17 protein-coding genes are annotated in these 21,578 nt (G+C 67.3%); 4 read left to right on the forward strand and 13 right to left on the reverse strand.

The features are described 5' to 3' along the window. Nucleotides 1–66: 66 nt before the first annotated feature. The 9 genes from U9979_RS11115 to cysC form a co-directional block, all read right to left on the reverse strand. Nucleotides 67–2,637, reverse strand: coding sequence for a type I polyketide synthase (locus tag U9979_RS11115; RefSeq protein ID WP_322779310.1), 2,571 nt, complete (start codon nucleotides 2,635–2,637; stop codon nucleotides 67–69). An 80-nt stretch (nucleotides 2,638–2,717) separates the two neighbouring features. Further along, nucleotides 2,718–3,122, reverse strand: a complete 405-nt coding sequence (locus U9979_RS11120) for an acyl carrier protein (RefSeq protein ID WP_322779311.1) — start codon at nucleotides 3,120–3,122, stop codon at nucleotides 2,718–2,720. Between the two features lie 48 nt (nucleotides 3,123–3,170). Then, nucleotides 3,171–3,956 (reverse strand): class II aldolase/adducin family protein, encoded by a 786-nt coding sequence (locus tag U9979_RS11125; protein ID WP_322779312.1) that lies wholly within the window; start codon nucleotides 3,954–3,956, stop codon nucleotides 3,171–3,173. After that, complete coding sequence (locus tag U9979_RS11130) at nucleotides 3,953–5,059, reverse strand: aminotransferase class I/II-fold pyridoxal phosphate-dependent enzyme (RefSeq protein WP_322779313.1); 1,107 nt, start codon at nucleotides 5,057–5,059, stop codon at nucleotides 3,953–3,955. The genes U9979_RS11125 and U9979_RS11130 overlap by 4 nt, the downstream gene beginning before the upstream one ends. Nucleotides 5,060–5,092: 33 nt before the next feature. Next, complete coding sequence (locus U9979_RS11135; protein WP_322779314.1) at nucleotides 5,093–6,052, reverse strand: D-2-hydroxyacid dehydrogenase; 960 nt, start codon at nucleotides 6,050–6,052, stop codon at nucleotides 5,093–5,095. 380 nt (nucleotides 6,053–6,432) lie between these two features. Then, nucleotides 6,433–6,762: a hypothetical protein gene (locus tag U9979_RS11140; RefSeq protein ID WP_322779315.1), complete on the reverse strand. Its 330-nt coding sequence runs from the start codon at nucleotides 6,760–6,762 to the stop codon at nucleotides 6,433–6,435. Beyond that, nucleotides 6,759–7,175 (reverse strand): transposase, encoded by a 417-nt coding sequence (locus U9979_RS11145; protein ID WP_322779316.1) that lies wholly within the window; start codon nucleotides 7,173–7,175, stop codon nucleotides 6,759–6,761. The genes U9979_RS11140 and U9979_RS11145 overlap by 4 nt, the downstream gene beginning before the upstream one ends. Further along, nucleotides 7,147–7,746, reverse strand: coding sequence for a transposase (locus tag U9979_RS11150; protein ID WP_322779317.1), 600 nt, complete (start codon nucleotides 7,744–7,746; stop codon nucleotides 7,147–7,149). The genes U9979_RS11145 and U9979_RS11150 overlap by 29 nt, the downstream gene beginning before the upstream one ends. A 411-nt stretch (nucleotides 7,747–8,157) precedes the next feature. Beyond that, nucleotides 8,158–9,786, reverse strand: a complete 1,629-nt coding sequence (gene cysC, locus U9979_RS11155) for an adenylyl-sulfate kinase (RefSeq protein ID WP_322779318.1) — start codon at nucleotides 9,784–9,786, stop codon at nucleotides 8,158–8,160. Between the two features lie 239 nt (nucleotides 9,787–10,025). On the opposite strand from cysC, the gene cysD reads away from it, so the two are divergent. Beyond that, complete coding sequence (cysD, locus tag U9979_RS11160) at nucleotides 10,026–10,940, forward strand: sulfate adenylyltransferase subunit CysD (protein WP_322750602.1); 915 nt, start codon at nucleotides 10,026–10,028, stop codon at nucleotides 10,938–10,940. 16 nt (nucleotides 10,941–10,956) lie between these two features. After that, complete coding sequence (locus U9979_RS11165) at nucleotides 10,957–12,201, forward strand: sulfate adenylyltransferase subunit 1 (protein ID WP_322779319.1); 1,245 nt, start codon at nucleotides 10,957–10,959, stop codon at nucleotides 12,199–12,201. Between the two features lie 51 nt (nucleotides 12,202–12,252). Here U9979_RS11165 and U9979_RS11170 read toward each other — a convergent pair whose 3' ends face one another. Then, nucleotides 12,253–12,978 (reverse strand): pyrimidine reductase family protein, encoded by a 726-nt coding sequence (locus tag U9979_RS11170; RefSeq protein WP_322779320.1) that lies wholly within the window; start codon nucleotides 12,976–12,978, stop codon nucleotides 12,253–12,255. 172 nt (nucleotides 12,979–13,150) lie between these two features. Here U9979_RS11170 and zapE point away from each other — a divergent pair, with 172 nt between their 5' ends. Beyond that, a complete protein-coding gene (gene zapE, locus U9979_RS11175; RefSeq protein ID WP_322779321.1) occupies nucleotides 13,151–14,326 on the forward strand; it encodes a cell division protein ZapE in 1,176 nt (391 codons plus the stop codon). A gap of 4 nt (nucleotides 14,327–14,330) precedes the next feature. Continuing rightward, nucleotides 14,331–14,483: a hypothetical protein gene (locus tag U9979_RS11180; protein WP_322779322.1), complete on the forward strand. Its 153-nt coding sequence runs from the start codon at nucleotides 14,331–14,333 to the stop codon at nucleotides 14,481–14,483. Between the two features lie 228 nt (nucleotides 14,484–14,711). Here the strand turns inward: U9979_RS11180 and treZ are convergent, their stop codons facing one another. The 3 genes from treZ to glgX form a co-directional block, all read right to left on the reverse strand. After that, on the reverse strand, nucleotides 14,712–16,463 hold the full coding sequence (treZ, locus tag U9979_RS11185) for a malto-oligosyltrehalose trehalohydrolase (protein ID WP_322779323.1): 1,752 nt from the start codon (nucleotides 16,461–16,463) through the stop codon (nucleotides 14,712–14,714). A gap of 270 nt (nucleotides 16,464–16,733) precedes the next feature. After that, entirely contained in the window at nucleotides 16,734–19,217 is a 2,484-nt protein-coding gene (gene treY, locus U9979_RS11190) for a malto-oligosyltrehalose synthase (RefSeq protein WP_322779324.1), read from the reverse strand. Beyond that, complete coding sequence (gene glgX / locus U9979_RS11195; protein ID WP_322779328.1) at nucleotides 19,207–21,549, reverse strand: glycogen debranching protein GlgX; 2,343 nt, start codon at nucleotides 21,547–21,549, stop codon at nucleotides 19,207–19,209. Before glgX ends, treY begins: the two co-directional genes overlap by 11 nt. Nucleotides 21,550–21,578 lie beyond the last annotated feature (29 nt).

Raw genomic sequence — 21,578 nt, forward strand, 5'->3', positions numbered from 1 at the left:
TGTTTTCTGGTTCACAGATATTTCGGAGGTTCACAGCCGGTCCGGACCGCACCAGATCAAGCACGTCTATTCCGAGGCATTTGTGTGGAGTTTGTCGGTGATCGGCAGCCAGTACCGCGACCGGTCAAAGGCATAGCTGGGCAAGGTTGTTCTGCATCGCTCGTGGCCGCGGTGGTATTCGGCCCAGGACACTGGCACGCCCGCGGTGTACAGTTCCGCCATCGACTCGTGGAGCACACTGCCGCTTGCGTCTGCCGGGCGTAAACTGGTGAGCCAGCGGTGGGCGGAGACGGCCACGGACTGCCGGCACAGATCGATCGGCGTCGACGGCGGGCCGACCTCGATGAACACATGCCGGCCACGTCTTTCGATGGTGCGCAGGCCAGCCGCGAAACCGCTCGGCTCGCCGGAATTGCGGGCCCAGTATTCGGCTGTGCGGATTTCGGCGGGATCAGCCACCGCACCGGTCTGACTTGAGACAAGAGTCAGGTCCGATTCGCGGAAACCGATGTCGGCGACGGCCTCGCGGAACATGTTGACCTGCGGCGCACTGACCTGCGGCGCACTGACTTGCGGTGCACTGAGTTGGCCCAGGGCCGCGATCAGGCTGACCGAGTCGGACAGCGAAAACAGACCTGCGATCGCGGCGGCGGCGATCTCGCCGATGCCGAAGCCGATTACCGTATCGGGCCGGATACCCCAGCTGATCCACATCTTCGCGGCGGAGTACTCCAGCGCGAACAGCGCAGACCGGGTGTCGCCGGCCTCGTCGGGTCCGTCGGGATTTTCGATTTTACCCAGGAGTAGGTCGCGGACGGACCGGCTCAGGTGGGGGGTGAACAACCGGTCGCAGTCGTCGAGGTGCCCACGGAAGACCGGGGAGCGCTCGTAGAGCGACCGCCCCAGCCCTGCGCAGGCGGTGGTCTGCCCGGTGAACACCAGCGCGATCCCAGGCTGGTCGCCCGCGTCCCCGCGCGGCGCCTGGCGAAACCGGGCCGACGTCTGCTCAAGGAGGGATGTCAGCTCATCGCGGTCGTGAACCACACCCGCGAGGCGGACGCCGAAGTGGGCCCGAGCGATGTTGCTCGTGTAGCACAGGTCGCCTATGGACAGGTCGGGATGATCCTCCACGTGCTGTTGGTACTTCCCGACCAGCATGCTCAGGGCCTGCTCGCTCTTTGCGGACAGGGTGAACACATGGGCGTCGCTGTCGTTCTCCTCGCAGGTGGGGATGGTCCCCGCAGGAGCCTGCTCGATGACGGCTGTGGCGATGGTTCCGGCGAATCCGTAAGAGTTGATCAAAGCGCGCCGGGTGAGCGCTTCCCACGGGCGTTGCTGTGTCGGCACCTCGATCGGATAGCTGTCCCAGGGGATCTGCCGCGAGGGGGTCTGCAGGTGCAGGTGCGGATAGATCACGGCATCACGTACCTGAAGGGCGACCTTAACGACTGCTCCGATGCCAGCCGCCGCCTCCATATGACCGATGTTCGGCTTGAGAGTGCCAACCACGACGGGGGCAACCGCGCTGTGGGACTCCGCGAACACGGTACCGATCGCGGCGATCTCGACCAGATCTCCCAACGGCGTTCCCAGCGCATGAGCTTCGACGTACTGGATGTCGCCGGCTTCAAGCAGCGCGCTGGTGAGGGCCGCGCGCATGAGGGCAGCGCGGGCTGCATCGTCGGGAACGGTGAAGGCGCCGCTGCCGCCGTTCTGCCGCACCGCCGTACCTCGGATGAGGGCGAGGACCGTGTCATCGTCACGCCTGGCGTCCGACAGACGTTTGAGCACGATCATCCCGCAACCCTCGCTGCGGGCGTAGCCGTCCGCGGCGTCGTCGAAGGTCTTCGACCGCCCGTCCGGGGCGAGCAGCTTGGCTTGCGAAAAAAGGATATGGGCCCGGGGGTGGTGGATGAGGTTCACCCCGCCGCACAGGGCGATCCCACACTCCCCACGCCGCAGGCCCTCGACGGCGAGATGCAGCGCCACCAGTGACGACGAGCAGGCCGTGTCAACCGCGATGCTGGGACCGTGCCATCCCAGGAAGCACGACAGTCGGCCGGGTAGTGCGCTGTGTGCGGTGCCCGTGGCGATGGGTGCAGCCAGCTCCTCGTAACCGAGCGAGTCGACCTCCAGCGCGTAGTCTCCGGCGCTGACCCCCACGTACACACCACCATCGCCGTTGCGTAGCGGAGTGGGATCGATGCCGGCGTTCTCCAGCGCTTCCCATGCGGTTTCCAGTACCAGCCGGTGCTGCGGATCGATGTACTGAGCCTCAGCCGGCGAGATGTCGAAGAACTCCGGATCGAACTGGTCGATTCCGTCCAGGAAACCGCCGCCGACGGTAGTTATTCTGCCTCTGACGTCGGTGCTATCGGTGCCTGCGTCGGTGGTGGCGAAGAAAGTGCTGTCCCAACGATCGGCGGGAATCGGCCCGATACCAGAGTGTCCGGCCTGAAGAAAATGCGTGAAATCAGCCAGGCTGTCATTACCGCCGGGGAAGCGCAGACCTACGCCAACGATGGCGATCGGCTCGTACTTTTCCAGGAGCAGCTGTCTGATGAGCAGCTCCTGCTGGCTGATGGTCGCTCTCGCCTGCGTGAGTTCCTCATGGCTGGGATGGGATACACCCGACATCGTCGTCCCTCCTGTCGTCCGGGCCCGAGCAGGTCTGTTCGCGCGGTCGTGGGCCGGGTCCGGGTCCGAACGGTTCGCGGTCAGATCCCGTACAGGTCCTTGAGGAGCTCGTCGACAAGAGGCTTGTGGCCCGCCGTTGCAGCCGGCTGCTCGACCGGCTTTTCCCGCCCCCCGGGAACCGCAAAAAGCTCCAGGAGAGCCTCCTGGGTGAGGAGGTCAATCAGGTGTCGCACGGTCGGGCTGCGCAGCAGTGCGGACGTGTCGATCTCGCATCCCAGTGTGGCCTCAAGGCGTTGTTTGACGTCAATGACCCGCAGCGAGGTGAGGCCGAGGTCGAAATAGTTCTGGTCCAGCGGAAGATCGTCCTGTTCGGCTATCAGCAGGGTGACTTTGAACTCCGCTGCCACCATGGCTTCCAGTGCTGCCCGGCGTTCGGATCGCGGCAGCGCACGCAACGCTGTGACGGCGGGCGTGGGTGCAATCATCGGGGTCCTCGTTTCAGTTCGACGTTCCGCCATCGAGTCGCTATTATGTCACCGCCGGTAATCGGGGTCCTTGCGTTCGATCAGGCGTTGCATGGCTTCGAAGACCTCCCTCGCGCCACCACCACTGTCCTGCACGGCACGCATGCCGGCGGACGAGCGCCTGTGCGCCTGTGCGGTCACGGCTGTGAGGGTCTGCCCGGAACTCTGCGCGGCGAGCTGGATCTCGCAGGCACGCTGCAGCAGCCACAGTCGGAGAAAGGCGTCCGGAATCGTCCGGCCGGTGGTCAGCAGGCCATGGTTCCGCAATATCATGATGTTCTTGTCAGCGAGATTCTCCACCAGGCGCCCGCACTCGTCCGGATATACGGTGACACCCTCGAAGTCGTGGTAGGCGAGCTGGCCGGCCAACTGGGCGGAGTAGAAGTTGTCCGGGCTCAGCCCGTCGCGAAGACAGGCCACCGCGCTGCCGGCGGTGGTGTGGGTGTGCATCACGCAGTGGGCATCCGGGCGGCTTGAGTGTATTGCCGTGTGAATGATGACGCCGGCTGGGTTAACCGGCCAGTCTCCTGGTTCCACGACCTTGCCGTCGAGGTCGATCCTGACCAGGTTGGATGCCGTGACCTCATGGTAGAGGAGCCCGAAAGGGTTGATGAGCAAGTGGTTTTCTGGACCGGGGAGGCGGACCGTCACATGATTGAAAATCATCTCAGTCCACCCAAGGTGGTCGAAGATCCGATAGCAGGCCGCCAGCTGTACCCGTAGTTCCCGCTCGGTGGGGTCGATTCCATGGGGGCGGGTGCCGGCATCGGTTTTGCCGGGCGGTCCGATGCTCATTGTTCCACCTTCCGCTGAAGCATCCTGTCGGGCGACCCGAGCTGACCGGGCGCGCATGACGCTACTGCGGCCAGAACCCGGTCGTTGATTTCTCCTTCCGCTATGGTGATCCGAACTCCTTCGTCGGGGAAGATCCGGACGGTGATGCCGACCGATGCGAGCGTCTGTCCGATCCGGGTGGCGTAGGCCCCGGCATCCAGCCACACGAAGTTGGCCTGACTGGGCCATACGGTCCAGCCTTGTCGGCGCAGCCCATCGGTGAGCCGTATCCGTTCACGCCGGACCACGGCGCAGTGTTGGCGCAGCCATTCGTGTTCGTTCAGGGCTGCCAGTGCGGCCGCCTGCGCGGGTGCGTTGACCCGATAGGGAAAGGATGTGGACCGCAGCTTCTCGGCCAGCGCCGGGGTTGACACGGAGAAGGCGACGCGCAGGCCGGCCAGGGCGTAGGACTTCGAAAATGTGCGCAACGCGACAACATTGTCCTGGCGGCGAAGAAGATCAAGACCATCCTGAATACGGTCGGGGTCCGCGAAGTCACGGTATGCCTCGTCGAGGACGATTGTGACCGTCGCCGGTACCCGTTCGAGCAGCCAGTCGATCTCGCCTTTCTCGACGATGGTCCCGGTCGGGTTGTTCGGGTTACTCAAGATGATCATCCGGGTCGCATCGTTGCAGGAGCCGGCCAGGGCTGCCAGATCGCATCGCCCGTCCGGGCGCAATGGCAGTGCAATCGAGGTGGCGGGCGCGTTGTCCGCGAGCAGCGGGTATGCCTCGAAGGAACGCCAAGGATAAACCACCTCGCCGCCGGCCGCCAGCAGGCGAATCAGGTCCTGCAGAATTCCCATTGACCCGGCACCGACGAATACGTGGTCGGCCGCCACGCCGAGCTGGGAAGCTATTGCGGCGACGAGGGTCTCGGAGAATGGTTCGGGATACCGGTGGGGAGTCTGCCCGGTGCGAAGGAAGGCATCGAGGACGGCGGCCGGGGGTGGGATCGAACTTTCGTTCAGCGCGAGCCTGACCGGCGGTACAGTCGGCGCGTTCTCGCAGCGGGTTTTGGTTGTCAGCGGCTGCGGATCTACCGGGGCGGTGCTTGTCGTCATGATTGCCCTACCTTTCTCGGTGGCCACCGTTTTTCAGTATCCGTGGTCGTAATCGACGACGTTCACCATTTCTTCGATGTTCACCCAGCGGTGGAACTGCCGGACGAACATCGCTTCGAACCGGGTGCGGCTGTGCGGCGAGCGCCAGGTGTGATGCGGGAGAATCAGGACGTTGGGCCGGCGCCACAATGGGTGGTCGACGGGTAACGGCTCAGGTCTATGGCCGTCGAGCACCGCTCCACCGAGGAGGCCGGCGTCAAGTCGGGAGATCAGCGCTGCGGAGTCGACGACTGCGCCGCGGGAGATGCTGATGAGCCAGCTGTGGGACGGCAGCAGGGCGAGTTCCCGTTTACCGATCATTCCGTCGGTCCGTTTGGTCAATGGGAGGGTGCAGATCAGGAAGTCCGATTCAGCGAGCAGGTCCAGCCAGGATGCGTCGGAAATGACCCGCTCGACTCCGGGAACCGGATCTGGTCGTGGCCGGCGGGTGACCGCGGTAAGGCGGAGCCCGAAGGGATCCAGTAGCCGCGCGGCTTCGACGCCGATCGACCCGAGTCCGAGCATCAACGCCCGCCGGCCGACGAGGTCTACGGGAATGATGCTGGTGTCCCAGACCGCCCTGGCTGACCGGTCGACGAAGTCGAGGAGACCTTTGCTTGCGGTGAGCAGGGCAAGCGCGATCCATTCGGCGATGGGGCGGGAGTTCGCGCCCACCGCGGTGGTCAGCAGGATCCCCCTGGCGGCCAGTTCGTCCAGCGGGAGATCCTCTACGCCTGTGTAGTCCGAATGGATCCAGCGCAGGCCGGGGGAGCCGTCCAACAGCGCACGGAACCACTCCAGTCGAGGTTCGCCGGTGCGCCAGGCGATCTCAGGTCTGCTGGTAGCGTCAGTACAGGGTAAAGTCTCGATCCGGATATCCGACGGGAGGTCACCGCGCCGGACCATATGCAGCAGCGAGCTTTGCCCGATGGTTGACGTGGTAATGGATAGCATATGAGACACCTACCATGATGAATGGCCATGATCGAGCCATACGGTATTTTCAGGTCGCTCGACAAGCAGCGTGGCTGACTGTCGGCGAGGAGCCGGGCCGTGCTGGTTGATTAGGAGAGATCGTCAGCCTGTGCCCGTCACGATAAATCGCTGATATTGCGCCGGGGCCGGGAGTGGAATTTTTCGTCTGGTATCCGGAATGTAGGAATTCTACCGCAGCCCGGCCGGAGTGTCGACCCATGGGACGAGGTTCAGGGAAGGCATGATATTGATGGCTGTGGGTCATAGCGTTGCATGTAAATGATCATGATGATGAATGGTCATTCTTTCTGTCGACCGGATTGTTTTCCCAGCTCAGGGCTTGCTCTCGACTTTCGCTGTTACGCTGCGTTGAGCTCCCATGCCAGACGGATGGTGTGGATTTCCTCGGGGGTCGGCTGGTCGGGGCGTGTGACCTGATATTTGGTGGCGATCAGTACCCGGCGCAGCTTGTCGATCATGTCGGCGGTGGAGGGGTTGGCCTTGGTGGTGTACCAGGGGGCCTGGTCGCGGTGGTCGGTGACGTCGGTGGGGGTGTGACCGACGGTGGCGTACCAGAGCATGGTGAGGGTCTGGCAGGTCAGGCCGAACGGGACGGTGCGCTCGACGGCGTGAGCGAGCCGGTTACGGGCCTGTCCCACCCCGATGAGCTGCTTCGCATCTTCGATCATGACTTCGATCGACCAGCGGGCGGCATACCGGTGAATGATCTCAGCCGGTCGGGTGAGGGCGTCGGTGGTGACCAGTGCGGTGTCATAGCCGCCGCGGGGCTGGTCTCGCGCAGCAGGATGACGATGACCGGTTGTGGGCCGAACGTGCCGTACCACAGGCAGCGCACGGTGGCGATGTTCACGGTGGCGGTCTTCCTGTACCGGCGCACCGGCAGCGGGGCGAACGACACCTGTGCGGCGAGCGCGGTCAGGCTCGACAGCCGCGCTCCTTTGGACCGGGGCCGGCCACGGCGGCCGGTGCGTGGTGGGGCCAGGTCGTACAGGGCGGCATCGACCCGCAGCCGGGTCGTCCAGGTCACCCGGGCGGGTAGGCCACGGAGCTCCTTACCGGCGTAGGCGGCGTCGGCGACCACGTGCAGGCTGCGGTCGGGGAGCGCCGTGGTCAGCGTGGTGACCATCTGGCGGGCCAGCCGCAGCCGGGAGGGGAGACATGGTGTTCGTCCGGGCGAGGCGGGCGAGGACGGGTAGGCACACCGGCCGGTCGAGCATCGGGAGTCGCACCACGATCCCGACGAGGACCCAGGTGTTACCGAATCCGACCGTGGTGGGGCCTGTCGCGGAGCCGTCGTGGAACCAGCCGGCCGCCCAGACCTTTTTCCCCGACCGGTGGAACAAGGTGTCATCGATGGCTACCGTCACGGCGCCGGTCGGTACCAGGAGGGTGACGACGAGGCGGGCCAGGGCCAAGCCGAGCTGTTCGGGGGACCAGACGGCGTGGGAGAAGAACCGGTGGGCCCGATGATGGGGCCACACCCGGGACAGCCCGGCGCCCATGAGCATGCCGCAGACCGTTCGTTCCCGTGTCTGCGCCAGCAGGCCGCACACCAGTGCGCGGAACGTGATGAAACTCGGCGCGGTGAAACACGGCTGTAGGTGGGATAGCAGCACCACCAACGACGGCGGTACGGCCGAGTCCGGGAGCATCGGCGTCCACTCCTCAGCGAGCGGTTCTTTTGGCAGCGTTGATGCTCCCCCCATCTACCTGCTGTCGCATGTCCGTCCGCCGTCACGGTCACGGATACGACCTGGCGTGCGCAGAGCCCGACATTCGATCATCCGTCGAACGTCAGGCCGCCAAACCAATCATGAAAACCGCGAAAGTCCAGCTTGCTTCGTGGTTCCTGACCGCCGATACGGATACGTCGGATCCGATGATCGCGGTAGGGACCGCCCTTGCGGGCGGCCCCTACCGCGATCGATCCGATCGGCCCTCGGACGCGCGGAGTTACTGGGCGGTAGCCGTAGATTTGTGATCAGTTGAGACTCGTTCTGATCACTTGGGTGGCCAGGGCCGCATAAGCGCGTGTCGGTCCCGGGCGCAGGACTCGGATCCGGTCAAGGGGTGGGCGTGAGCCAGCCGTGGGTGCAGAGGTGATCGAGGATGGTCTGCACGGCGTCCTGGGAGGATGTCTGCGTGGTGTCGATGACGATCTCGGCATCCGCGGGTTCCTCGTAGGGGTCGGATACGCCGGTGAAGGTCGGGATGATGCCGGCGCGGGCTTTTGCGTACAGGCCCTTGCGGTCGCGGGCCTCGCAGATCTCCAGCGGGGTGGCCACATGGACCAGGACGAACCCGCCTCCGCTGTCCTCGACCATCGTCCTGACCTGGCGGCGGACCGCGTCGTAGGGGGCGATCGGCGCGCATACCGCGGTGCCGCCGGCGGCCGTCACAGCCGCGGCGACAAAGCCGATCCGCGCAACGTTGGTGTTGCGGTCCTCGCGGGAGAAGCCGAGCCCCTTGGACAGGTGTAGTCGGACGACGTCGCCGTCGAGCAGCGTCACCCGGCGGTCACCGCGCTCCAACAGTCGGCAGACGAGCAGCCCGGCCACGGTCGACTTGCCCGATCCCGACAGACCGGTGAACATCACGGTGAGCCCCCGCTCGGCCCGCGGTGGCTGTGCGCGGACGAGTTCGGCGGCGACCGCGGGCGGTGTGAGCACCGGCGGCAGCCGTGTTCCGCGCTCAAGGAGCAGTCCCAGCGCGCTTGCCCCCGGTGCGCTCGGCGCCGGTCCGACGATGACCGAACCGAGCCCGTAGGCGACCGCGACCTGTGCCCGGTGGATGACTTCCGCGGCCAGGGCAGGCTCGGTCTCTCGATCGTCGGTCTCTCGATCGTCGGTCTCCCGGTGGCCGGCGGGCTGGTGATTCGTTATCTGATTGTCACTTACCTGATTGTCACTTACCTGATTGTCGCTTACCGGGTCACCGGTGGTGGTCCCGACCCGGATCGTGGTGTCGGGGCCGAGGGCGACCGCCTCGGTCAGCCGCGGCATCGCCCGGACGGGCACCAGGGCGAGCATGGCCCGAACGTCGATCAGCGTGGCGAGCCCCGCCCGCAGGCACCGCACCCGCAGGTGGTGGCGCGCATCCGCGGGATCCGTCCCACCGACCGGAGCGAGGACTACGACGGTGTTCCCATCGGCGGTGAGGGCTTCGATGCGGTCCAGGTCCGCGGTATGGAGCAGGCCGTCGACCCACAGCGCGGTGGGCACGGGGTCAGTTGGCGTGCACCACCCGCGTCCGAGCAGCTCCGCCTGCAACGACGCGGGGGTGAACCGCAGCTCGGGGTAGTCGGGGTGATCGGGTAGCTGTAGTCCCTCGACGACGCCCGACAGCGCCGACCCGGCCATCTCGGTCACTCGCAGAGCGGCGATCATCACGCCTTCGGAGTCCCGCAGCGCAACTGTCACTCCAGGGCGCGGCTTCTCGGTGCTCTCGCTGGTCAGCGCATGGGCGTCACCGATGTCGACCGTGTGCCGCGGCATGCGCACCGGGCCGTCGTAGCCATCCTCGGTCACACCCGGGCCGTGGCGGCTCGGGCACCCGCCGGACAGCAGGAGCTCAAGGTCGGCAAGCTGCGCGGCCGTCAGCGTCAGTGACGGCCAGTGCAGCGACGCCTCGGTCAGTTCCGTTGCGCGGGTCTCGTCGACCAGCAGCGCGGTCCTCTCCCGGATGGTGGGCACACCCTGACCGTAGCCGTTGAGGTCCGTCCTGCCACGGCGACGGGCTGGCGACCGGGCTGGCGGCGGGCTGGCGGCGGGCGCAGGCGGGCATGGCCGTCGAGCCGCTTCGCTGTCCTGGGCGCCGGTCCCTCGGCTACCTTGGGCTGATATCCACCGGCGTTCTGCCGGCGTTCTGCCGGCGTTCTGCCGGCGTTGTCATCTATCGGTGTTGTCTACTGGGCTCGACGGGGGGACTGCGCGTGCCTGTCACGGGCTACGAACTCACCCATCTGCAGATGCTCGAGGCGGAGGCGGTCCACATCTTTCGGGAGGTGGTGGCCGAGTTCGAGCGTCCCGCGCTGCTGTTCTCCGGCGGCAAGGACTCGATCGTCATGCTCCGGGTCGCCCAGAAGGCGTTCTGGCCGGCAAAGCTGCCGTTTCCGCTGGTCCACATCGACACCGGCCACAACTTCAGCGAGGTGATGGAGTTCCGGGACGCCCGGGTGGCGCAGCTGGGCGCCCGCCTCGTCGTCGGATCCGTCCAGGATGCGATCGATGCCGGAGCGATCACCGAAGACACCCGGCCGGGCGCGTCCCGCAACCAGCTGCAGACGCCGGTGCTGTTGGACACCATCGAGGCGAACAGGTTCGACGCGGTGTTCGGCGGGGCCCGCCGCGACGAGGAGAAGGCCCGGGCCAAGGAGCGCGTGTACTCCTTCCGGGACGAGTTCGGCCAGTGGGACCCGAAGAACCAGCGTCCCGAGCTGTGGTCGCTCTACAACGGCCGACACCGCCCGGGCGAGCACATCCGGGTCTTCCCGCTGTCGAACTGGACGGAGCTCGACATCTGGCGCTACATCGCGCAGGAGAGCCTGGAGATTCCGTCGATCTACTACGCGCATACCCGTGAGGTGGTCGAACGGGACGGGATGCTGCTGGCGGTGACTGCCCTGACGCCGCCACTGGAAGGGGAGCGGGCCGTTGCGCGTCAGGTGCGTTACCGCACGGTGGGGGACATGTCCTGCACCGGTGCGATCGCGTCGACCGCGGCGACGATCGACGAGGTGATCGCGGAGGTGGCGGTCAGCAGGATCACCGAACGCGGCGCGACCCGCGCCGACGACCGGGTCAGCGAGGCTGCCATGGAGGACCGCAAACGGGAGGGCTACTTCTGATGGAGGGGCTGTTCTGATGGGGGAGCTGCTGCGGGTCGCCACCGCCGGTTCTGTCGACGACGGCAAGTCCACACTGATCGGACGGCTGCTCTTCGACACCAAGTCGCTGTTCACCGACCAGCTGGCAGCGGTGGAGCGCACCAGCCGCGAGCGGGGCGATGCCTACGTCGACCTGGCGCTGCTCACCGACGGGCTGCGAGCCGAGCGGGAACAGGGCATCACGATCGACGTCGCATACCGGTACTTCGCCACGCCGAAGCGGTCGTTCATCCTCGCCGACACCCCTGGGCACGTCCAGTACACCCGCAACATGGTCACCGGGGCGTCCACCGCCGATCTGGCACTGTTGCTGGTGGATGCGCGTAAGGGCGTGCTGCAACAGACCCGGCGGCACGCCTTTCTGGCCTCACTGCTGCGCGTCCCACACCTGGTACTGTGCGTGAACAAGATGGACCTCGTCGGGTTCGACGAGGATGTGTTCGAAAAGATCAAAAGTGAGTTCCGGGGGTTCGCCGCCAAGCTCGAGATCGTCGACGTCGCGACGATCCCGGTGTCGGCGCTCGGTGGGGACAACATCGTGTCCCGCTCGCCGAGCACACCCTGGTACGAGGGCACCTCGTTGCTGCACCACCTGGAGGAGCTGCACATCGCCTCCGACCGCAACCTCATCGACGTGCGCTTCCCGGTGCAGTGGGTGGTCCGGCCGCGATCGGAGGACCTGCACGACTACCGCGGTTATGCCGGCCAGGTCGCCGGTGGCATTCTCAAGCCCGGGGATGACGTGATCGTCCTGCCGTCCGGTCTGTCCTCGCGGATAGCGGCCATCGACACCTTTGACGGACCGGTCGCCGAAGCCTTCCCGCCGATGTCGGTGACAGTCCGCCTTGAAGATGATCTTGATGTCTCCCGCGGGGACATGCTCGCCCGACCGGCGAACCAGCCAACGGTCGGCCAGGACATCGACATAATGGTGTGCTGGATGGCGGATGCGCCGCTGCGGGCCAGGTCCAGGCTCGGGATCAAGCACACGACCCGGTCCGTGCGCGGCGTGCTGAAGAACATCGCCTACCGGGTCGACGTCGACACGCTGCATCGCGACGAGAGCGTGTCGGAGCTGCGGCTCAACGACATCGGCCGGGTGACGGTGCGGACCACGACACCGCTGTGCTTCGATCCGTACCGGCGGAACCGGACGACCGGGAGCGTCATTCTCGTCGACGAGGTGACCGGGTCCACGGTCGCCGCCGGCATGATTCTCTAGCGTCTGTCCCGGCCGGGGGCCGGGGGTCGGAGCTTCAGCGACGCCGATGATTCAGCGACGCAGATAGCGCAGGAACAGGCTGCCGCCGTCCTCGAGAACGTGACCGAGCGTCATCGTGACAGGCTTCGGCCAGCGGTGGCCGCCGACGATCCGGGCGTGGTCGGGGCCGGCGAGCAACGGGGCAAGTGTCAGGCACAGCTCATCGAGAAGGTCTGCTCCTGCGAGGGACGCGTGTAGCGATGGTCCGCCTTCGCACAGCACGCGTCCCAGTCCCCGCCCGGCGAGCACATGTAGTGCCGTCGCGAGATCCACTGTCTCGTCGCCGCAGACCACCATGTCGGCGACGGCCGCAAGGTCGCGGTACCGGTCAGCCGGCGCGGCCCGGGCGGTGAGCACGAGTGGACGCACGTCCGCGCTGAACAGCCGGGCGGACGGGTCGAGCCGCAGGCTGCCGGAGACGACCGCCACCGGCGGGATCGGGGCCTGCCCGGCCGCGAGTCGTCGGTCGCGGCGTTCCGGCGGAACAACGACCGGCCCGTAGTCCTCGGCGACCGCGGTGCCGGCACCGACGAGGACGACGTCGGCAAGCCAGCGCAGCAGGCGAAAGACCCGGCGGTCGGCACTGCCGCCGAGGCCGCCGGAACGACCGTCCACCTCGGCGGCGCCGTCGAGGGACGAGACGAAGTTCGATCGCACATGCACCCCGCCGACGGCGACCGGTGGCAGGCCGTAGAAGGCATCCAGGTCGACGTCATCAGGGGACGGGAAATGGCGCACTCGCCGGACTCTATTCGGCGCAGACTCTATTCGACATTCGACCCGCTGCCGGCTGATCGCTCGTAGCGTGGGCTGTCGCATATCACGGTGGCCAGCGTGAAACGGTGTGAGTTACCTCGCGTGGTACTTCTCGGGGCGTCATCGACCGATGGTGTATCCGTAGGGTGAAAACATGCCGGAGCGCCTGGTTGACCGCCATCCCGAGGTACGTCCGGACGATTTGGTCGCGGCCCTTGTTCCGCCGCCACGGTTCAATGACGTCCGCTTCGTGACCTACCGGCCGGATCCCGGCGAGCCGAGCCAGGTCGGTGCCGTTGCGGCGCTGGGCCGGTTCGCCGACCGGGTCGCCTCGGGTGGGACCCGGGCCCGGGGTTCGGCCGGCGCCGGCGGCCGTGGCCTGCTCCGGTTCGGACGTCGTGATCTGAGCAGCCGGGATGGGGGCCGCCGGGACGGGGGCCGCCGGGATGGGGGCCGCCGGGATGGGGGCCGCCGGGATGACGCCGGTGGCGGGTCGGACGCGGGGGGTACGCGTCCGGGGGTCTATCTCGACGGCGGGTTCGGGGTCGGCAAGACCCACCTGCTCGCGTCGCTGTGGCACGCGGTGCCGGGCCCCAAGGCCTACGGGACGTTCGTGGAGATCACTTCGCTGGTCGGCGCGCTGGGGTTCGCCCGGACCGTGGACGCCCTGTCCGGCCTACGGCTGCTGGCGATCGACGAGTTCGAGCTGGACGACCCCGGGGACACGGTGCTCGTCTCCACCTTGCTGACCAGGCTCGCCGAGGCGGGCGTGCACCTGGCCGCGACCAGCAACACCCAGCCGGAGGACCTCGGTGCCGGCCGCTTCGGCGCGGATGACTTCCTGCGCGAGATCCAGGGGCTGTCGTCGCGGTTCGACATCCTGCGGATCTCCGGCGAGGACTTTCGCCACCGCGGCCTGCCCAAGCCACCCGCGCCCCGCAGCGACGACGAGGTGCGTCGGCGTGCCGCGGTGACCCCCGGTGCCAGCGAGGACGGCTTCGCCGAACTGTGCGCCCACCTCGGCCAGTTGCACCCGTCCCGCTACGGCGCGCTCGTCGACGATATCGCCCTGTTCTGCCTGCATGGCGTCACCGCGGTGTCCGACCAGGCGATGGCGCTGCGGCTCGTCGTCCTCGCCGATCGTCTCTACGACCGGTCGATCCCGGTCGTGGCGTCCGGCCAGCCCTTCAGCGAGCTGTTCTCGGCGGAGATGCTGGCCGGGCCGCATCGCAAGAAGTTCCAGCGCGCGATTTCGCGGTTGTCGGCGTTGGCCCGCGACGGCGGGTCCGACGACCTGGCCGTCTGGGAAGGCAGCGCCAAGGCGTCGTAGCCCGGTGCCGGTGCCGGTGCCGGTGCCGGTGCCGGTGCCGGTGCCGGTGGCGGTGGCGGTGGCGGTGGCGGTGGCGCTGCTGGTGCTGGTGCTGGTGGATGATCCGGCGGTTGACCGGACCGCGAGATGTGCAGCACTCGCCCGGACGGGATACTGACGGGGTGCGGTACCGGTGACCCCGAGGTGTCGTGGGTGGCTGACAGCCGACGTTCGCCGTGTCGAGTTCGGCCTGAAAGGACGGTTGTACGTATGACGACCTATGTTGTGCTGCTGGTCGTCGTGCTACTGATAGCCGTGGGCATTCTCGGCCTGCTGTATGCCGTGCTGTCCCGAACCGAACGCCGCGACCGTCGGCGTTGACCCGGTCGGCTCACAGCAGGCCGGCTCACAGCAGGCGGGCGATCACCACTGATTCCCCGTCGAGCTCGATACGGCCCGGCATGTAGGTGAACCCGCTGGTGGACGCGGCCGGCACGTCAAACGGCACGCCCTCGACCGGTACCGGTTGGCGCCGTGGTGCGAGGTTGCACACGACCGCGACCTGGCCGCGGCGCAGCACGAACCAGCGGGCGTCCTCGTCGAAGCTGGCGCGTACGCAGGACAGGTCCGGGTTGGTGAGGTCGGGCAGGGTTCGGCGCAGGGTGGTCAGGCGTCGGTACCACTTCAGCAGACCGGCGTGGCGCGCCGTCCGCAGTTCCGCCCAGTCCAGTTTGGAGCGGACGAATGTCGCCTCGTCCTGTGGGTCGGGGATCTCGTCGGGCCCCCAGCCGTGCGCGGCGAACTCGCCCCGGCGACCCTTGCGGACGGCGTCGGCCAGCCCCGGCGCGGTGTGGTCACTGAAGAACTGCCACGGTGTGCTCGCCCCCCATTCCTCACCCATGAACAACATCGGCGTGAACGGTGAGGTCAACAGGAGCGCGGCGCCTACCCGCAGCAGCCCTGCGCTGAGCGTCTGCCCGGCACGGTCACCGATTGCCCGGTTGCCGACCTGGTCGTGGTCCTGCAGGAACGTCACGAACCGATGCGCCGGGATGTGGTTGGGCACCGGTCGGCCGTGGGAGCGCCCGCGGAACGCCGAGTACGTCCCGTCGTGGACGAACGCGCGTTCCATCGCCTTGGCCAGGGTCGCGAGACTGCCGAAGTCGCTGTAGTAGCCCTGGCGCTCACCCGACAGTGCCGCCCACATGGCATGGTGCACGTCGTCGCACCACTGCGCGTCCAAGCCGAGCCCACCGGCATCGCGGGTGGTCACCAGCCGCGGGTCGTTGAGGTCGGATTCGGCGATCACGAACAGGGGCCGCCGCTGCTGGGCGGCGAGCCGGTGCACCGCGATGGTGATCTCCTCAAGGAGATGGACGGCCCGGCCGTCGGCAAAGGCATGCACAGCGTCCAGCCGCAGGCCGTCGCAGTGGTAGTGGCGTAGCCAGCCCAGTGCGTTGTCGACGATGAACGCCCGGATCTCGTCGGAGCCGGCGGCATCAAGGTTGACAGCCGGTCCCCAGGGGGTGATGCGGGAGTCGGTGAAATAGGGGCCGAACCGGGCGAGGTAGTTCCCGTCGGGCCCGAGATGGTTGTAGACAACGTCCATGATCACACCGATGCCTCGGCTGTGGGCGGCGTCGACGAACCGCTTGAGCCCGTCCGAACCGCCGTAGGGCTCGTGGACGGCGAACAGACCCACGCCGTCGTAGCCCCAGCCGTGGCGGCCCGCGAAGGCGTTGACGGGCAGCAGCTCGACGGCGTCGATGCCGAGCGCCACCAGGTGGTCGAGCCGTTCGATGGCGGCGTCGAAGGTGCCGGCCGGGGTGAACGTGCCGATGTGCAGCTCGTAGAGGACACTCCCGGCCAGCGTCAGCCCTCGCCAGGCACTGTCCGTCCAGCTGAACAGGGCGTGGTCGACGAGCCGGGAGCGACCGTGGACGCCCTGGGGCTGATCGGCGGAGCGCGGGTCCGGCAGTTCGTCGACCTCGCCGTCGATCAGGTAGGCGTACTCGGTGCCGTGACCCGCAACGGGCACGTTCACCCACCACCAACCGCCGTCGTCGGTCAGCATCTCGTGGACGGTTTCGTTGCCACCAGTATCGGTGATCACACCTACCGTCTTCGCCTCTGGCACCCAGACGCGGAAAGTGCTCATCGGTACTGTCTACCCGTTGTGGAATGCGTGAGCATCTGTGATCCCGATTTCACGGCGCTGTTACCGGTGCGGCGTCGGACACGCCACCCGCGGTTGTCCCGGGGAGGGGGTTCGTCGCTTGTAGGAATGCGTGCAGCCTGCTCTGCCTCTGCCCATGTTTCAGGGCATCACAGCTGGGCCCGTCCCGCACAGCGTTTCGGCTGATTTTCGGCTGAGTCACGACCCGGCCGCGGCACGACGTGAAGCTGGTCGGCACGACGCGATGGCCGGTCAGGGGGTGCGCACCAGGAGGCTGACGGGGAAGTCGCGCAGCAGCCGCAGGACGTAGGCGACGCCGCCGTCGTGCCGGCGGCCGGTGAACAGGTCCGTCCAGCGGCCGTCGGGCAGCGGGAGGGTGGTGTCCCGCCAGCCGCCGCCGCGGCGCAGTCCCAGCACCAGCCGGGGCGCCACCGCGACCACCGATCCGGAGCGGACGAACGCGAGCACATGCTCGGCAGCCGAACCCGACGCCCACAACGGCCGGTAGGTCGCCTCCGTGCCGAACCACTGCGGTTGTTCCCGTCGCAGCCGTAACGCGCGGGCGACGACCAGCAGTTTCGCCGCGCCGGTGTCGTCGAGCGCGGGTGGTTTGCGGGCTCCGGCATCAGGCCCGAGTTCGGTCAGGAGCTTCGCCCGCTCGCCGAAGTTGACCGGCCGCCGGTTGTCCGGGTCGACCAGGGAGGCGTCCCACAGTTCCTGGCCCTGGTAGATGTCGGGCACACCGGGGCAGACCAGCTGGAGAAGCTTCTGGGCGACGGAGTTCTGGCGGCCGAGCTCCACCAGGGTGGCGACGTAGGTCTCCAGGGTGGCCACGTAGTCCCGGTCGTCCAGGACAGCGTCAACGTAGTTCACCAGCGCGGACTCGTAGCCGAGGTTCGGGTCGGTCCAGCAGGTGTGCACCTTGGCCTCGCGGACGGCCTTGAGCAGGTAGTCCCGGACCCGCTGCGCCGGCAGCGGCCACGCGCCGACGAGCGTCTGCGCCAGCAGGTAGCCGGCTTGCCGGTCCGGCCAGCCCCGTTCGGTGTCGGTATGGCGCTCACCCAGAGCGATCAGGCGTTGCGCCACCTCGCCCCAGCCGTGCGGGTCCTCGGTCAGTACCACGAGCCTGGCACGCACATCCTCCGACCGCTTGGTGTCGTGCGTGGACAGGGTCGTCATCGTCAGCGGCCAGGTCCGTTGGATGGTCGCGTTGGCCTCATGGAACTCGTGCACCGCGCTGTGCGGATGCCCGGCGGGAAAGGCGGGGAAGTCGCCGGGGGCGCCGCCGACCTCGTTGAGGGCGACCATCCGGCCGTACCGGTAGAAGGCGGTGTCCTCGATGCCCTTGGCCATGACGGGCCCGGTCGTCTGCTGGAAGCGCACCACGAACTCGGGCGGACCGGCCAGCGCCAGGTTCTCGATGAGATCGATCTCGCCCGACCGTCGCGGCAGGGATTCCCGGGCCCGCTCACACGCTCCGACCACGTGAGCGCGGGCGTCCAGGGTTGCGGCCCCGCCCGGCCGGATGTAGGCGCGGTAGACCGCGAAGGCGGCCAGCACCTCGGCGAGCGCCTCGCGAAGACCGACGCGGGTCAGGTCCGCGCGACGCTGCCGAGCCTGCGTCAGTGCGAGTGCGGCGAGCCGGTCCAGCTCGGGCCGTAGGACGTCCGCGACCGCGGCCAGTTTTGCCTCGCGGGCGAGCGCCGCGAAGTCGGGGGAGGAGCCGGTTATCTCGGCGTACAGCTTGGTGAAGGGCCTGGCCGCCGCTGGATCGACGAACAGCCGGGTGATCCGGTTCAGTGTGTCGTAGCCGGTGGTGCCCGCGCACGCCCAGGTGTCGGGTAGTGCCTCACCCGGTTCGAGGATCTTCTCCACGACCGTCCACACGCCGTCGGTGGCCTCGGACAGTCTGCGCAGGTACTCCTCGGGATCGGCCAGACCGTCAGGATGATCGATCCGCAGGCCGTCGACGGCGCCGGCCCGCACCTGGTCGAGGATCAGGCGATGGGTCGCCGCGAAGACGTCGGGGTCCTCCTGCCGCAGGGCGGGGAGGGTGGTGATGTCGAAGAAGCGGCGGTAGTTGAGCTCAGTGGCGGCGACGCGCCAGAAACACAGCCGGTAGTGCTGCTGATCAAGGGTTGCCGCCACGTCGCCGGGGTCGGCGGTGCCCGCTGCGACCGGCAGCACGTGGTCGTGGTAGGTGACCACGGATTCGGCATCCTCGTTCGTCGTGATTCTGATCTCCCCGGCCGCGAGGCAGTCCGCCAGCGGGTCACCCAGAATCGGGACGACGATCTTTCCCGGGTTGTCCGGAGAGTCCCAGTCGATGTCGAACCAGGACGCGTACGGCGACGCCCGGCCCTCCCGCAACACCGACCACCAGGCGGCGTTCGCGGTCTCCGGAGCGGTGATCGCCATGTGGTTGGGCACCAGGTCCACGACGAGGCCCAGGCCCGCCTTGCGGCAGGCGGTCACGAGCCGGCGGAACCCGGCCGACCCGCCGAGCTCGGGGCTGATCTGGTCGTGGTTGACGACGTCATAGCCGTGGCTCGAACCGTCGACAGCCTCCAGCACGGGCGAGCAGTACAGGTGGGTGACCCCGAGTGCGGCCAGGTACGGGACGATGACAGCCGCGTCGGTGAAGGAGAACTCCATGCTCAGCTGCAGCCGGTAGGTCGAGCCCGGGACCGTCCGGGCGGGCGTCGGGGTGACGCCGCCCCGTGACTCAGTCGGCACAGCGCAGCACCAGGGTTGACCGGGCGTCGACCTCGATGGGGTCGTCGGCCTTCACGACCCGGTTGGTGGCACGCGCGTCGAACGGGCCGCTCTCGCCCGAGCTGGCAGCTCCGCGCGGGTCGCGGGGGTCGCCCGGGTTGCCCGGGTTGCCCGACTCGCCCGGGTCGCCTGAGCCGACAGCCGTGGTCACGACCGCGCCGGGTACCCCGGTATCGATGACGATCTCCCAGCTGGTGCCGAAGTTCTCCGGCGGTACCCGGAATCCGAGCGGCTCGAAGTGCGCGTTGAAGAACAGCAGAAACGACTGGTCGACAACGGTCTCGCCGCGGTGGTTGCGGTCGGGTATGCCGTGGCCGTTGAGGAACATCCCGACCGACCGAGCCAAGCCGAACTCCCAGTCGGCATCTGACATCTCGGTGCCGTCCGGAAGCAGCCAGACGATGTCCTTGAGTGGCTCCCCGGCCTCGGTGAGCGGCTCCCCGGTGCCACTGCCCGCGGCAGCCGGCGAACCAGATGCCGGGCCGGGTTGCGCACCTGCGTCTGAGCCTGCGCCCGAACCTGCGCCCGAACCGCGAATCGCGTCACCCTGGAAGAATCGCCGGCGGCGGAACACGGGGTGTTCCCGGCGGAGGGCGGACACGAGTGCGGTGAACTCGACCAGGCTCGCGTTGCGTTCGGCCAGGGACCAGTCCAACCACGAGATCTCGTTGTCCTGACAGTAACCGTTGTTGTTGCCGTGCTGGGTTCGCCCCATCTCATCACCAGCCACCAGCATGGGTACGCCTTGCGAAAGAAACAGGGTGGTGAGGAAGTTTCTGATCTGGGCCGCGCGTAGCGCGAGCACATCAGGATCGTCGGTCGGCCCCTCCACACCACAGTTCCACGACCGGTTGTCATCCGATCCGTCCCAGTTGTCCTCGCCGTTGGCTTCATTGTGCTTGTTGTTGTAGGAGACCAGGTCGTGGAGGGTGAACCCGTCGTGGGCCGTGATGAAGTTGATGGACGCGGACGGGCGGCGGCCGTCGGATTCGTAGAGGTCGCTCGACCCGGTCAGGCGGGAGGCGAACTCGGCGATGCCGTGGTCCTGACCGCGCCAGAAGTCCCGCACGGTGTCACGGTACTTGCCGTTCCACTCGGTCCACAGCGGCGGGAAGTTGCCGACCTGGTAGCCACCGGCGCCCAGGTCCCAGGGTTCGGCGATCAGTTTGACCTGGGAGACGACCGGATCCTGCTGGACGAGGTCGAAGAACGAGGACAGTCGGTCGACCTCGTAGAACTCCCGTGCCAGGGTCGCGGCCAGATCGAACCGGAATCCGTCGACGTGCATATCGGTGACCCAGTAGCGCAGCGAGTCCATGATGAGTTGGAGGACATGCGGATGGCGGACCCGCATGCTGTTGCCGGTGCCGGTGTAGTCCATGTAGTAGCGCGGATCGTCCTCTATCAGCCGATAGTAGGCGGCATTGTCGATTCCGCGGAAGCAGAGCATGGGACCCATGTGGTTCCCCTCGGCGGTGTGATTGTACACCACGTCCAGGATCACCTCGATGCCGGCATCGTGCAGGTCCTTCACCATCAACTTGAACTCCTGGACCTGCTGCCCCGACCGGGCGGCGGCCGCGTAGGCGTTGTGGGGGGCCAGGAAGGCCAGTGAGTTGTATCCCCAGTAGTTGCGCAGGCCGCGGCTGACCAGATGCTCATCCTGGACGAACTGGTGGACGGGCATGAGCTCCACGGCGGTCACGCCGAGCGTGTGGTAGTGCTCGACCATGATCGGATGTGCCACCCCGGCATAGGTGCCCCGGTACTCCGCCGGAAGGTCCGGGTGCGCGATCGTGAGGCCACGCACGTGCGCCTCGTAGATCACGGTCTCGTTGTACGGGGTGCGCGGCGGTCGGTCGTTGTTCCAGTCGAAGAACGGGCTGATGACCACCGACTTCATCATCCGCGCGGCGGAGTCGGCCGTGTTCATGCTGTCCGGGTCGCCGAAGTTGTAGCCGAACACCGACTGGTCCCAGTCGATCTCGCCGTCAACGGCCTTCGCGTACGGGTCGAGGAGAAGCTTGTGAGGATTGCACCGCAGCCCCCGAGCCGGGTCGTGGGGGCCGTGCACCCGATAGCCGTATCGCTGGCCGGGGCCGATGCTGGGGAGGAATCCGTGGTAGACGAACGCGTCGACTTCCTTCAACTCGATGCGCGTCTCGGCGTCGTCGTCGTCGAACAGGCACAACTCGACCTTCTCGGCAGCCTCGGAGAAGATCGCGAAATTGGTCCCGGTGCCGTCATAGGTGGCACCGAGCGGATAGGGGCTGCCCGGCCAGACTTGCAACATACGCACGAAGCCTACGGGTGGTCGGGAAC

The sequence above is a fragment of the Protofrankia sp. Cas4 genome (genome assembly GCF_963555915.1).
GTDB lineage: Bacteria > Actinomycetota > Actinomycetes > Frankiales > Frankiaceae > Protofrankia.

What these genes read in the sequence shown, in the direction of transcription:
- treZ (WP_322779323.1), bottom strand. Translation starts at nt 16,463, where the DNA reads ATGAGCACTTTCCGCGTCTGGGTGCCAGAGGCGAAGACGGTAGGTGTG.
- U9979_RS11130 (WP_322779313.1), bottom strand. Translation starts at nt 5,059, where the DNA reads ATGACGACAAGCACCGCCCCGGTAGATCCGCAGCCGCTGACAACCAAA.
- U9979_RS11165 (WP_322779319.1), top strand. Translation starts at nt 10,957, where the DNA reads ATGGGGGAGCTGCTGCGGGTCGCCACCGCCGGTTCTGTCGACGACGGC.
- U9979_RS11125 (WP_322779312.1), bottom strand. Translation starts at nt 3,956, where the DNA reads ATGAGCATCGGACCGCCCGGCAAAACCGATGCCGGCACCCGCCCCCAT.
- U9979_RS11115 (WP_322779310.1), bottom strand. Translation starts at nt 2,637, where the DNA reads ATGTCGGGTGTATCCCATCCCAGCCATGAGGAACTCACGCAGGCGAGA.
- U9979_RS11120 (WP_322779311.1), bottom strand. Translation starts at nt 3,122, where the DNA reads ATGATTGCACCCACGCCCGCCGTCACAGCGTTGCGTGCGCTGCCGCGA.
- U9979_RS11140 (WP_322779315.1), bottom strand. Translation starts at nt 6,762, where the DNA reads ATGATCGAAGATGCGAAGCAGCTCATCGGGGTGGGACAGGCCCGTAAC.
- glgX (WP_322779328.1), bottom strand. Translation starts at nt 21,549, where the DNA reads ATGTTGCAAGTCTGGCCGGGCAGCCCCTATCCGCTCGGTGCCACCTAT.
- U9979_RS11135 (WP_322779314.1), bottom strand. Translation starts at nt 6,052, where the DNA reads ATGCTATCCATTACCACGTCAACCATCGGGCAAAGCTCGCTGCTGCAT.
- U9979_RS11150 (WP_322779317.1), bottom strand. Translation starts at nt 7,746, where the DNA reads ATGCTCCCGGACTCGGCCGTACCGCCGTCGTTGGTGGTGCTGCTATCC.
- zapE (WP_322779321.1), top strand. Translation starts at nt 13,151, where the DNA reads ATGCCGGAGCGCCTGGTTGACCGCCATCCCGAGGTACGTCCGGACGAT.